The sequence below is a fragment of the Pseudomonas sp. PDM26 genome (assembly GCF_019219185.1).
Lineage (GTDB): Bacteria > Pseudomonadota > Gammaproteobacteria > Pseudomonadales > Pseudomonadaceae > Aquipseudomonas.
In genome coordinates this window covers 110,521-122,584 of sequence record NZ_JAHUWC010000015.1, presented here as the reverse complement: position 1 = coordinate 122,584, position 12,064 = coordinate 110,521, and the positions used below count along the sequence as shown (strand labels likewise).

General features: G+C 58.5%; 10 protein-coding genes and 1 pseudogene. 6 read left to right on the top strand and 5 right to left on the bottom strand.

What is annotated here, in order from left to right:
* Nucleotides 1-2 precede the first annotated feature (2 nt).
* Nucleotides 3-200, top strand: coding sequence for a YbdD/YjiX family protein (locus KW849_RS25805; RefSeq protein ID WP_007976534.1), 198 nt, complete (start codon nucleotides 3-5; stop codon nucleotides 198-200).
* 63 nt (nucleotides 201-263) lie between these two features.
* Here KW849_RS25805 and KW849_RS25800 read toward each other — a convergent pair whose 3' ends face one another.
* Nucleotides 264-470 (bottom strand): hypothetical protein, encoded by a 207-nt coding sequence (locus KW849_RS25800; RefSeq protein WP_218432021.1) that lies wholly within the window; start codon nucleotides 468-470, stop codon nucleotides 264-266.
* 309 nt (nucleotides 471-779) lie between these two features.
* On the opposite strand from KW849_RS25800, the gene katG reads away from it, so the two are divergent.
* A complete protein-coding gene (gene katG / locus KW849_RS25795; protein WP_218432020.1) occupies nucleotides 780-2,996 on the top strand; it encodes a catalase/peroxidase HPI in 2,217 nt (738 codons plus the stop codon).
* Here the strand turns inward: katG and KW849_RS31530 are convergent.
* From KW849_RS31530 to KW849_RS25785, 3 genes and pseudogenes are all read right to left on the bottom strand, one after another.
* Nucleotides 2,979-3,221 (bottom strand): annotated as a pseudogene (locus tag KW849_RS31530) (site-specific integrase); the annotation flags it as partial. The gene katG and the pseudogene KW849_RS31530 sit on opposite strands and share 18 nt — an antisense overlap.
* Nucleotides 3,222-3,317: 96 nt before the next feature.
* On the bottom strand, nucleotides 3,318-5,372 hold the full coding sequence (locus tag KW849_RS25790; RefSeq protein ID WP_218432018.1) for an acyltransferase family protein: 2,055 nt from the start codon (nucleotides 5,370-5,372) through the stop codon (nucleotides 3,318-3,320).
* A 198-nt stretch (nucleotides 5,373-5,570) separates the two neighbouring features.
* Complete coding sequence (locus tag KW849_RS25785; RefSeq protein WP_218432016.1) at nucleotides 5,571-5,786, bottom strand: hypothetical protein; 216 nt, start codon at nucleotides 5,784-5,786, stop codon at nucleotides 5,571-5,573.
* Nucleotides 5,787-5,965: 179 nt separating this feature from the next.
* Here KW849_RS25785 and KW849_RS25780 point away from each other — a divergent pair, with 179 nt between their 5' ends.
* Nucleotides 5,966-6,418, top strand: coding sequence for a cupin domain-containing protein (locus KW849_RS25780; protein WP_218432008.1), 453 nt, complete (start codon nucleotides 5,966-5,968; stop codon nucleotides 6,416-6,418).
* 7 nt (nucleotides 6,419-6,425) lie between these two features.
* Here KW849_RS25780 and KW849_RS25775 read toward each other — a convergent pair whose 3' ends face one another.
* Nucleotides 6,426-7,313: a LysR family transcriptional regulator gene (locus KW849_RS25775; RefSeq protein ID WP_218432006.1), complete on the bottom strand. Its 888-nt coding sequence runs from the start codon at nucleotides 7,311-7,313 to the stop codon at nucleotides 6,426-6,428.
* A gap of 220 nt (nucleotides 7,314-7,533) precedes the next feature.
* Here KW849_RS25775 and KW849_RS25770 point away from each other — a divergent pair, with 220 nt between their 5' ends.
* The 3 genes from KW849_RS25770 (at nucleotide 7,534) to KW849_RS25760 (ending at nucleotide 11,953) form a co-directional block, all read left to right on the top strand.
* The gene (locus KW849_RS25770; protein WP_371319185.1) at nucleotides 7,534-8,982 is read left to right on the top strand and encodes an MFS transporter; all 1,449 of its coding nucleotides are present in this window, start codon (nucleotides 7,534-7,536) and stop codon (nucleotides 8,980-8,982) included.
* Nucleotides 8,983-9,139: 157 nt separating this feature from the next.
* Nucleotides 9,140-11,143, top strand: coding sequence for an aminotransferase class I/II-fold pyridoxal phosphate-dependent enzyme (locus KW849_RS31700; protein ID WP_218432003.1), 2,004 nt, complete (start codon nucleotides 9,140-9,142; stop codon nucleotides 11,141-11,143).
* Between the two features lie 27 nt (nucleotides 11,144-11,170).
* The gene (locus tag KW849_RS25760; protein ID WP_218432000.1) at nucleotides 11,171-11,953 is read left to right on the top strand and encodes a transporter substrate-binding domain-containing protein; all 783 of its coding nucleotides are present in this window, start codon (nucleotides 11,171-11,173) and stop codon (nucleotides 11,951-11,953) included.
* Nucleotides 11,954-12,064 lie beyond the last annotated feature (111 nt).

Below are 12,064 nucleotides of genomic sequence, written 5' to 3'. Positions count from 1 at the left end.
TCATGTTCAATGACCTGAGTCGCCTCGGCAAATACCTCGGTCAGGCCGCGCGCCTGATGGTCGGCATGCCCGACTACGACAACTACGTCGAGCATATGCAGACCAAGCACCCGGACAAACCGGTGATGGACTACGAGGCGTTCTTCCGCGAGCGTCAGGAAGCCCGTTACGGCAGTAAAGCCGGACCGAAGTGCTGTTGAGTGAAATAAAAAAACCGGCTGAATAGCCGGTTTTTTATTGAATGCAGGAACGCCCTGAATGGCTCAGACCGCGTGGTAATCCGAATCGTCGCTGCCACTTTTGTCCCGGGGCATGGACGCCTTGCCAACGTTTCGTTCATGAGTCTCATGATCCGGCCTGGCGATCTTGAGCGCCCGGTCGGCGACCTTGGCGTTATGCATCAGGCGACAGAACACGGCGGCAACGATGATCGACAGCAATGACCAGATGACAATGGCTTTGAGGAACATGGCGAAACCTCTCGCGGCAAACAATTCTTACGATCGTCCGCGTCCTTGCAGCAAAGGCTACCCATCCATTGTGGCAGGTGTTCATGATCTTGCATTTGCTTGCAGATTTGAACTGTTTATCAGCTATCTCCCAAGATGAAGCGACAGTTTCCCGGACCGGTACTTTAATGGATGTTCTGGAGCGACTGATCACTGGGCCGTCATAGCCTTTAGGCTATGGATCCCATACCGAAAAGCTATTTCTTCAATCGGTGATCCGGATCCACGCTTAAGGATGGTTAGCTGAAAACAAAATCAAGAGGAGATGCCATGTCAACTGAATCGAAATGCCCGTTCAATCACGCCGCTGCCGGCGGTGGCACGACGAACCGCGACTGGTGGCCGAACCAACTGAACCTGAAGATCTTGAGTCAACACTCGCCAAAATCTGACCCGTTGGGGGGCGACTTCAACTACGCCGAAGCCTTCAAGAGCCTGGACTTTCAGGCGTTGAAAAAAGACCTGACTGCGCTGATGACCGATTCCCAGGACTGGTGGCCGGCGGACTTCGGTCACTATGGGCCTTTCTTTATCCGCATGTCCTGGCACGCCGCAGGCACCTATCGCACCGGTGACGGTCGGGGTGGCGCCGGCTCCGGCCAGCAGCGCTTTGCACCGCTCAACAGCTGGCCCGACAACGTCAGCCTCGACAAGGCCCGTCGGCTGCTCTGGCCAATCAAGCAAAAGTACGGCAACAAAATCTCCTGGGCCGACCTGATCGTCCTCGCCGGCAACGTTGCGCTGGAGGACATGGGCTTCAAGACCTTTGGTTTTTCCGGGGGCCGCCCGGATGTCTGGGAACCGGACGAAGATGTCTACTGGGGCTCGGAAAAAACGTGGCTGGGTGGCGACGTGCGGTATGGCAAAGATGCCGGGCAAAATCCCGCAGAGCGCAATCTGGAACCCCCCCTCGCAGCCGTGCAGATGGGCCTGATTTACGTAAACCCCGAAGGCCCTGAAGGCAACTCTGATCCGGTCGCCGCCGGGACGGACATCCGTGAAACCTTTGCGCGCATGGCCATGAACGACGAGGAAACCGTCGCGCTGATCGCGGGCGGTCACGCCTTCGGCAAAACCCACGGTGCCGGTCCCGTCGAGCATGTCGGACCGGCGCCCGAAGCCGCCGGCCTCGAACTACAGGGCCTGGGCTGGAAGAGCACGTTCGGTACCGGTAAAGGAGACGACACCATCTCCAGCGGCCTGGAAGTGACCTGGACGACCACGCCAACCCGGTGGAGCAACAACTACCTGGAGAACCTGTTCGGTTACGAATGGGAACTGACCAAGAGCCCGGCGGGGGCAAACCAGTGGAAGCCGAAAAACGGCGCTGGCGCCGGTACCATTCCGGATGCCCATGATCCGTCCAAACGGCGTGATCCGACCATGCTGACCACGGACCTGTCGCTACGCTTCGACCCGATCTATGAGCCGATTTCGCGGCGCTTCCTGGCCAATCCAGACCAGTTGGCCGACGCCTTCGCCCGTGCCTGGTACAAGCTGATTCACCGTGACATGGGACCGCTCTCACGCTACCTCGGCCCGGAAATGCCGAACGAAGAGCTGCTGTGGCAAGACCCGATCCCGGCCGTCGATCATCCGCTGGTCAATGACAGCGATGTGGCTGCGCTCAAGGGCAAAATTGCGGCCTCGGGGCTGTCAGTCTCGCAACTGGTATCCACGGCCTGGGCGGCAGCGTCGATTTTCCGTGGCTCCGATAAACGCGGCGGTGCCAACGGTGGGCGTTTGCGTCTGGAGCCGCAGAAGTCCTGGCAGGCCAACCAGCCAGAACAATTGGCCAGCGTGCTGGCAAAACTCGAAAGCATTCAGAAGGAGTTCAATAGCGCGCAATCGGGCGGCAAGAAAATCTCCCTGGCGGATCTGATCGTGCTCGCCGGTGGCGTGGGTGTCGAACAGGCTGCGAAAAACGCCGGCCACAGTGTGACAGTGCCGTTCAGCCCAGGACGTATGGACGCCAGCCAGGAACAGACCGATGTCGATTCCTTCGGTTACCTTGAACCGATTGCCGACGGCTTCCGTAATTACCTGAAGCAACAGTACCGTGTACCGGCCGAAAAATTGCTGATCGACAAGGCGCAACTGCTGACGCTCAGCGCGCCGGAAATGACGGTGTTGCTGGGCGGCTTGCGTGTGTTGAACACCAATGTCGGCCAGAGCAGACACGGTGTGTTCACCACACGTCCGGAAACCTTGACCAACGACTTCTTCACCAACCTGCTGGATATGGGCGTGGAGTGGAAGCCGGTATCGGATGCCCAGCAAGAGTATGAAGGGCGCGATCGCAAGACCGGTGCAGTGAAGTGGACGGGGACGCGGGTTGACCTGGTCTTCGGTTCCAATGCGCAGTTGCGCGCCTTGGCCGAATTCTATGCCTGCGCCGATGCACAGCAGAAGTTCGTCAAGGACTTCGTTGCTGCGTGGACCAAAGTGATGAACCTGGATCGCTTCGACTTAACCCGTACTGCCTAGAGGAGAGGTTGTCATAGCGCCGACATTACCGGCAAAAAGTGCCTCGGCTCGCCCTCCGGCTTTTACATCAGCGGAGGGCATCCGGCGACCATGAACCTTGGCGATCAGGGTCCAGTCTTTGTGGCCGGGTTGCTAGGCTACCCACATTGGATTCTCGCCAGCAGATAGCATCATGGAGGCATAGGTGTGGCGACTCTGACAGGGTCGCCGCCACCTGGCCCCTGACTACTCATCACCGGAACCCAGGTGCCCCGGTAAATGTATCTGGCATGCTTCAATGGTTCTGCGATTACTGATTGATCGCCTTGGCAGCTTGCTTGATTATTTTTCTAAAATTCCCGGTACATTTTTCTCTGCCCACTTCACAAACAGTTTTGCTAGCTCTGTACTCGCGTACTCGGAGTAATGACTATATTCATCTCTAAATAAAGGCATCCCATTTGTTGTAAGAGAGCAGCCAAGGAAGTTGCAGAACAATTCATTCTGGTCAAAAACCCGTACGGTTGGATGTTTACTTGAAATTTTATCGACTAATGGCTTGAAGTCATTGAAAGCTGTTTCCTTTGCTTGTGGACTAACGTCGCAAGAGGCTGGCCCACTTTTAAGCGGACGAGAAAAACAGCCTTTCAGGTCATGGGTTGTTGTGATGTGAGGAACAAAAAGTATGACTTGAATTCCGTTGCCTTCAAGATAGCTTATCCGCTCTTCAATTGTTGCAATTGCATTTTCGTCTGGTTTTGGGTCGAGGCCGTCTAGAATGGCATATTTTATTGTTTTGTCTTTCTCAATGATGCTGTTGATCAGAAGTTTCTGATGGTAAGCCCGATTACCAGAACACGGAGTTATCGTCGTTGCTGTATTTTCATCAGAGGGGTTGCCCATGTTTGGGGAGCAGGCACCAATAGAAAGAATGGTTTGATTGTTTATTTTGTTTTCCGCCGCAAGCCCAGGATACAAATGGTTTGCGTAGCTGTTGCCCAATAAGAGCAAGGTTGGTTTTTTATCTCTATTTGTAATGCAAAACCACCAGCCATATGACTCTGCTTCTTTAAACTGATATCGATTGATGCACGTGTCGTTTTTGGTGAATTTCCATATCGGCCCTACAAATTGGCTGTTGAACTCTTCCGCACTTTTGACTGCCTCGCGGTCAGGCAGTCCACCCAGATTGAAAGTTGCAAAACCCACACCTCCAATGCTCGCCATCAGGATGACAAGAATAGGAGTTTTGAATTTACTTTGGTTGTTTCGTAAAGGGCGCTCAAGAAAGCGATATGTCAGCCAAGCTAAAATGAAAGCGGAGAACACGGCCGCCATTCTGATTTCTTGGGATGGTACATCGCTCTGAATGATGCGGGCGAATGTCAAAAGAGGCCAGTGCCACAGGTACAGCGGGAAGCTGATCAGGCCGACCCACACCATCAGTTTGTTGGGAAGTAACGAGCGATTGAGCCACGACCGCGAGCCGGCGGCGATGATCAACGCGGTACCGACCGTTGGGAAAATTGCGCGCCACCCGGGAAATTGATCATCCTTGGTGATGGTCGCCAGGCCGTAGGCAATAAGGCCCAGCCCGATAAACGACAGGGCGTTTCTGAGTGTTTGGCCACTCTCTACCGGCACCGGCTTGTGAATGATCGCGGCTAAAAAACGGTCTGTCGCTGCAAAGGCTTTATCAAATGCCGAGATTTTATAGAGTGACAGGTAGGCCAGCACGGAGCCGATCAACAGTTCCCAGCAACGAGTCTGGGGCATGTAGAAGGTGAACGTTGGGTCTTCCTTGATGTACTCCATGTTCAGGGCGAAAGACGCGCCGAGCAACAACACCGCGATGGCCAGCAGGTTTAACTGCTTTTTCCAAGCGGCCCACATGATCACCGGCCAGAAGATGTAGTACTGCTCTTCAATGCCCAATGACCATAAATGCAGGAACGGCTTTATCTCGGCCGATGTATCGAAATACCCGCTTTCGTTCCACAGAACCAGGTTGGATATAAAGGCGGAGCCGCCAGCAATGTGTTTGCCCAGCTGCTGGAACTCGTCGGGGAACAGTGTCAGCCAACCGAACGCATAGCTGGCGATCATCACCGTAAGCAAGGCCGGGAATATGCGGTTGACGCGCCGAACGTAGAAATCCGGAATGCTGAACTTCCCGCGAGCCAGGCCTTCGAGCAGGATGGTGGTGATCAGGTACCCGGAAATCACGAAGAAAATATCGACGCCGATGAAGCCGCCAGTCACCCATTCCGGGAAGGCGTGAAAGCCGACCACGGACAGGACGGCGATTGCGCGCAGGCCATCAATGTCCGGCCGGTACTTTGTGCTGTGGGTGTTTAGGGTCAGTAGCGGGCTGGCCGGTTCGGCGAGAGACGTCATTGTCTGTGGTGCTCCATTTTTTATACCGGGCCTGTACCTGGCACGCGCGTATCGTACGCGGTACAAGGCCGATACAACAGGAGTGCAGATCTGGATGGCAGTTGATTTCGACGGAAGGCCGAAGGGTTGCGAGGGGGCAAGGGGGGCGGTTCACTGGCAGGACGCCGGGGAGAGGAGTGTCACGCTGACATAAAGCTGTCATTGCATAGCCAAACCGAACCTTACAAACCCCAAAGAGGGATTTTTGAGGGCTTGAAAGCCGCAGCCTGCGCGGCCCTCAGGGTTGCCCTTGAAGATGATGAACCTGGATCGATTCGATCTGGCGTAGTCAAAAAGCCTGAACTTGCCGCGACCTGAGTGGGATCGGGTCGCGGTCACTTCATCTTCGCCATTGACCACGATGCCGGTGGTCACGATGCCGTACCCGCAGATACGGGTTTGTATCAGCAGGTATCCGCAACGCCCACCGTTACCCGGGCATACAAAACCGGCGTTTCGCGACACCCGGGCGATACACGGCGGCCTTCAAATGGAATCACCGGCATCGCGCCACTTTCGGCGCAGCCTGGCGTGGTTCAACTGGAGGAAAGACAATGTCGCGTATCACCACCCGTCACCCCCTGGGCAAATTTGGTCTGGTTCTGGCCGCCGCAGGGCTCGCCACTGTAGCGAGCCTTGCTCAAGCCCAGGAAGCACAACCGGCCCCGGCGATGAAAAGCTGGCAGCAGGGCCTGCACCGCACCGACCTGGTACGCGAAGACCTGGGCACCGCCGATCGCGAAGTCCTCCAGGTGCTCGTGGACTTCGATCCGGGTGTGACATCGCCCAAACATGCTCACCCCGGTGTCGAGGTGGCACACGTGATCAGCGGCACCTTTGAATATCAACTGCAAGGGCGGGCACCGGTGACGCTCAAGGCCGGTGACTCGTTGTACATCCCCGAAGGTGTCGCCCATGTGGCGAAGAACGTGGGTCAGGGCAAGTCCTCGGAACTTGCAACCTACATCGTGAAGAAAGGCGAAGCACTGCTGATCCTGAAGGAGTAGGCGAGGGTCATTGCCGGCTGCAAACCTCCCACACGCAACCGCGCAGCCAGCGATGCGCCGGGTCGGCGTCCATGCGCGGGTGCCACAGCATCGAAACCGTGATCGGCGGCGTGGGGAATGGCAGGGCAAAGCAGTGCATCCCCTGGCACAGGTTGCCGACGTGCCGCTCGGGTACGCTGGCGACCAGGTCTGAAGCCCGCGCCAATGCAAGCGCCGAAGAGAAACCGGCGACGATGGTGATGATGTCCCGCTTCAGCCCCAGCTCATTCAAGGCGTCGTCCATGACGCCTTTTTCGTGGCCCCGACGTGAGACCAGTATGTGTCGGGCGGCGGCATAACGCTCAGGTGTCATTTCACCTTGAGTCAGTGGATGACCCTCACGCACGACGCCAATGAACCGATCGCGAAACAGCATCCGGGTCCGCACTTCCGGGCTGGTCGATTCGCCGATCACACCGGTTTCCAGATCCACCGAGCCTTCGCGCAGCAGGGTGCTGTCCTTGTTCAGCTTCTGCACGAAATTCAAGCGCACGCCGGGCGCTTCTTCGTTAATGCGGGCGATCAGTGGCGGTCCGAAATTTTCCACGAAGCCGTCGCTGGTGCGCAGGGTGAAGGTACGGGTCAGTTGATTCAAGTCGAGTGCCTCGGCAGGGCGCAGGACGGCTTCGGCGTCCTGCACGAGCACGCCGACGCGTTCACGCAACTCCAGCGCCCGAGGCGTGGGCACGAGTCCGCGTCCGGCCCGCACCAGCAGCGGATCGCCCGTGGTGTCGCGCAATCGCGCCAGCGCCCGGCTCATGGCTGACGGGCTCAGGTGCAAACGCTGCGCGGCGCGGGCCACGCTGCCTTCTTCGAGCAACACGTTCAGGGTGATCAACAGATTCAGGTCGGGCATCGAATCAATTCCTGTGGGAGCGGGCCCTGTGGCGAGGGGGCTTGCCCCCGTTTGAGTGCGTAGCACTCACAAGATCTTTGGTGCATCAGAGATTTTGGGGCTGCTTCGCAACCCAACGGGGGCAAGCCCCCTCGCCACAGGGCCCGCTCCCACACTGGTTTGTGGGTAGGTGGCGTTATATGCACGTATAAAGTGCAAATGCTGCGTCTTCCGCCATGTTATGACCGGGCTTAGGCTCGGGACAACCTATTTGCGGAGTCGCGAGAAAATGAAGTCCATATCGATTCGGGGAGCCTTGGCCAGCCTGTCGTTATCCATGCTGCTATCGTCCCTGGGCACCAGTATTGCCAACGTTGGATTGCCGACACTGGCCGAGGCGTTCTCGGCCTCCTTTGAGCAAGTGCAATGGGTGGTGCTCGCTTACCTGCTGGCGATCACGGCGCTGATCGTCAGTGTCGGAAGACTTGGCGACATCATTGGTCGCCGACGTTTGTTGTTGATCGGGATTTGTGTGTTTACCGTCGCTTCGATCCTGTGCGCGCTGGCCCCTCATCTCTGGTTATTGATTGCCGCTCGGGCGCTGCAGGGCGTCGGTGCGGCCATCATGATGGCGCTGACCATGGCGCTGGTGGGCGGGGCCGTTCCCAAGGAGAAAATGGGCAGCGCGATGGGCGTGCTCGGCACGATGTCGGCGATTGGCACCTCACTCGGCCCGACCCTGGGAGGTTTTTTGATTGCCAATTTGGGGTGGCAGGCCATTTTCCTGGTCAATGTGCCGTTGGGTGTTTTGGCGATTGGGCTCGTGCTCTACTTTTTGCCCAACGATCGCAGTGAGAAGAGGGCGGATAGAGCGGGCTTCGATGTGCTCGGCACGCTGGTGCTGATTCTGACGCTGCTGGCTTATGCACTGGCGATGACCGTTGGGCGTGGCACCCTGGGGCCGCTGAACTTGACGCTGTTGCTGGTGACAGTTTTTGGGCTGTGCGTGTTTGTATTCGTCGAGCACACAGCCGAGTCGCCTCTGGTTCGATTGACGATGTTCCGTAACTGGCACATGAGCGCAGGATTCGTCATGAGCATGCTGGTGACCACCGTGATCATGGCGACCATGGTGGTAGGGCCGTTTTACCTCACTGGCGCACTGGCGTTGAATGCAGCGAGCGTTGGTTTGGCGATGTCGACGGGGCCGCTGGTGGCCGCACTGGCGGGCGTACCGGCGGGCCGATGGGTCGACCGATTGGGTGCGCATCGATCCGGCACGCTCGGATTGATTGCCATGTTGATTGGCGCTTGCATCCTTTCCGCCATGCCTATGGGGTTCGGTGTACTCGGCTACATCGCGCCGCTGACTGTCATGACCGGCGGTTATGCGTTGTTTCAGGCGGCGAACAATACCGCCGTCATGGCGGATATCGAGTCGCAGCAGCGTGGCGTAATCTCCGGCTTGCTCGGGTTGTCGCGCAATCTCGGGTTGATCACGGGCGCCTCGGTCATGGGCGCAGTGTTCGCCTTCGGCTCGGCCAGCCACGATATTTTGCAGGCGCAACCTGAGGCCATCGCACAGGGGATGCGGCTGACGTTCGCCGTCGCCGCCGGGTTGATCGTCATTGCGCTGGCGCTTGGCGCGGTCAGCAAAATCGTTTCACGTCGCTTGATCGCGCCGTGCTGAAAAACGGCGCGACTGTCGTGAAAACGACCTGTTTGCGCTGAACGCGAAGCCTTGTGAGTTTTCTGTTGAACGAGTGTTCAGTCTCGACTATGTTGGGGGCCACCTTCCCCCGGCTGGTTGCGGGCTTGCGTTTCTTCAATTCGAACGAGGCACTGGCATGCGGTTTTCACCCTTTGTAGAGCGGATCAGTGGCCAGGGCGTTGCCGCCTGGGATATTCACTACGCGGCCAACGCGGCACAGCGCAATGGCGAAGACGTGATCATCCTCAGCGTCGGCGACCCGGATTTCCCCACCCCCGATTTCATTACCGATGCCGCCATCCATGCCTTGCGTGAAGGGGATACCCACTACACCGAAATCGCCGGCCGCCAGGCTTTGCGCGAGGCCATCGCCGGCCGCTACAGCCAACTGATCGACCGCGAACTGCTGGCGTCGAACGTCATTCTCACGGCAGGTGCGCAGAACGCCTTGTTCGCCACCTCGATGTGCCTGCTCGGTGCCGGCGACGAAGTGATCGCCTTCGATCCGATGTATGTCACCTACGAAGCGACGCTCAAGGCGTCCGGCGCCACGCTGGTGCGGGTGCCCTGCGCGGCGGACTCGGGTTTCCGCCTCGATGCCGCCGTGTTGGCCAAGGCCATTACCCCGCGCACCCGGGCGATTTTCTTCTCCAACCCGAACAACCCCACCGGCGTAGTACTGGGTCGCGAAGAGCTGCAAGCCATCGCCGACCTCGCCATCGCCCATGACCTGTGGGTGGTGGTGGACGAGGTCTACGAGAGCCTCGCCTATGAGCGTGAACACCTGAGCCTGGCGGCGTTGCCGGGCATGGCCGAGCGCTGCGTGGTGATCGGCAGCCTGTCGAAATCCCATGCCATGACCGGTTGGCGCATCGGCTGGGTCGTGGCCCATGAAGCCCTGGTCAACCATGTCGAGACCCTGGTGTTGAGCATGCTGTACGGCTTGCCCGGGTTTGTCATGGAAGCGGCACTCAAGGCCGTGCAGTCCTTTGATGAAGTCACCCACGGCATGCGCGAGATCTATCGTCGGCGCCGCGATCTGGTGGTATCTGGCCTGGCCGGTTGCCCGGGTATCAGCGTGCTCAACCCCGATGCCGGCATGTTCGTGCTGGTGGACGTGCGTGGTACCGGCCTGACCTCGCTCGAGTTCGCCTGGCGACTGCTGCGCGAAGCCGGTGTCTCGGTGCTGGATGCGGCGGCATTCGGTGAGCCGGCCCAGGGTTTTGTACGGCTTTCGTTCACCCTGAGTGACGAGCGCCTGGCCCAGGCCTGTCAGCGTATTCGCGATTTTGTCGGGGTGCTCATGGGCGAAGCGCCGAGGCCGGTGATCGGCACGGTGACCCGTACCGCAGCCGCCGAACCGGTCGCCGCCAAGACCATGATCGAAGTCGATCGCCTGCACAAACGCTTCGGCAATATCGAAGTGCTCAAGGGCGTTTCCCTGACCGCCCGCGAGGGCGAAGTGATTTCCCTGATCGGTGCCAGCGGCTCGGGCAAAAGTACCTTGCTGCGCTGCATCAACATGCTCGAAGTGCCGGACCTGGGGCGCATCCTGGTCGATGGCGAAAGCATTCACCTTAACCAGAACCGTCCCGGTGCACCGCTGGTGTCGGACGCCAAACAGCTTGTACGCATCCGTTCGAGCCTGGGCATGGTGTTCCAGAACTTCAACCTCTGGCCCCATCGCACGGTGCTGGAAAACCTCATCGAAGCGCCGACCCAGGTCCTGCGTGAAAGCCGTGCGGAGGCCACTGAACGGGCCGAAGCGCTGCTAGAGCGCGTCGGGCTTGCGGCCAAGCGCAACGAGTACCCGGCGTTTCTCTCCGGGGGGCAGCAACAACGGGTGGCCATCGCCCGGGCCCTGGCCATGCGGCCCAAGGTCATGCTGTTCGATGAACCCACCTCGGCACTCGACCCGGAACTGGTCGGGGAAGTGCTGCGGGTGATTCGCTCCCTCGCCGAAGAAGGCCGGACCATGATCCTGGTGACTCATGAAATGGCCTTTGCACGCGATGTCTCTTCCAAAGTCGCCTTCCTGCATCAAGGGCTGATCGAGGAAACCGGTTCGCCGGACGAAGTGTTCGTACACCCACGCAGCGAGCGTTGCCGACAGTTCGTCAACGCTCATCAAACTCGCTAACTCATCATAAAAAGACGGGAAAACAACATGGGAAATCGACGTTTTGCAAACTGGTTGACCGGGGCGGCCTGCGTATTGCTGGCCGGCATGAGTGCGGCCCAGGCACAGCCGATCAGGTTCGCGGTGGCAGCCGAACCCTATCCGCCGTATACCGAAAAGCAGGCCAACGGTGAGTGGAAGGGCTTCGAAGTCGACCTGATCCACAAGCTGTGCAGCGAAATGAAAGCCGATTGCGAGATCAAGGAAGTGGCGTGGGACGGCATCATTCCGTCGCTGCTGGCGAAAAAGATCGACGTGATTTTTTCCTCGATGTCGGTGACCGAAGAACGCGAAAAACAGATCGCCTTCAGCAAGGCCTATTACGACTCGGTGATTGCCGTCGTCGGCCCGAAAGAGGCGTCGGTCAAGAAGTACCCGGATGACCTCAAGGGCAAGATCATCGGCGTGCAGAACTCGACCGTGAGCGCCAGCTACCTGAAGACCTACTACGAAAAAATTGCCGACGTTAAGTACTACGACACCCAGGACTCGGCCAACGCCGACCTGATTGCCGGCCGCATCGACCTGATGATGGCCGATGGCACCGCCATGGCCGCGTTCATCAAGACCCCGGATGCCAAGGACCTGGCCTACCTCGGCACCGTGCCTTACGACCCGATCTTCGGCAAAGGCGTGGGGGCCGGCCTGCGCAAGGACGACACCGAACTCAAGGCCCGGCTCGACAAGGCCATCCGGGAGTTGCTGGCGAGCAAGGACTACGACGACCTGTCCCAAAGCTACTTCGGCACCAGCGTGAAGCCGGCGTTCTGATCCCAGGCATACAAGCAAAAAACCTGTAGGAGCGAGCTTGCTCGCGATGGACGCAAGAGCGCCGCGGTTCTTCTGAGTGACTGCGTCATCGTTAACGTTTTTCGCGAGCAA

Coding starts and splice junctions, on each gene's coding strand:
- KW849_RS25770 (WP_371319185.1), top strand. CDS start 7,534: ATGACCGGGCTTAGGCTCGGGACAACCTATTTGCGGAGTCGCGAGAAA.
- KW849_RS25780 (WP_218432008.1), top strand. CDS start 5,966: ATGTCGCGTATCACCACCCGTCACCCCCTGGGCAAATTTGGTCTGGTT.
- KW849_RS31700 (WP_218432003.1), top strand. CDS start 9,140: ATGCGGTTTTCACCCTTTGTAGAGCGGATCAGTGGCCAGGGCGTTGCC.
- KW849_RS25775 (WP_218432006.1), bottom strand. CDS start 7,313: ATGCCCGACCTGAATCTGTTGATCACCCTGAACGTGTTGCTCGAAGAA.
- KW849_RS25790 (WP_218432018.1), bottom strand. CDS start 5,372: ATGACGTCTCTCGCCGAACCGGCCAGCCCGCTACTGACCCTAAACACC.
- katG (WP_218432020.1), top strand. CDS start 780: ATGTCAACTGAATCGAAATGCCCGTTCAATCACGCCGCTGCCGGCGGT.
- KW849_RS25800 (WP_218432021.1), bottom strand. CDS start 470: ATGTTCCTCAAAGCCATTGTCATCTGGTCATTGCTGTCGATCATCGTT.
- KW849_RS25805 (WP_007976534.1), top strand. CDS start 3: ATGTTCAATGACCTGAGTCGCCTCGGCAAATACCTCGGTCAGGCCGCG.
- KW849_RS25760 (WP_218432000.1), top strand. CDS start 11,171: ATGGGAAATCGACGTTTTGCAAACTGGTTGACCGGGGCGGCCTGCGTA.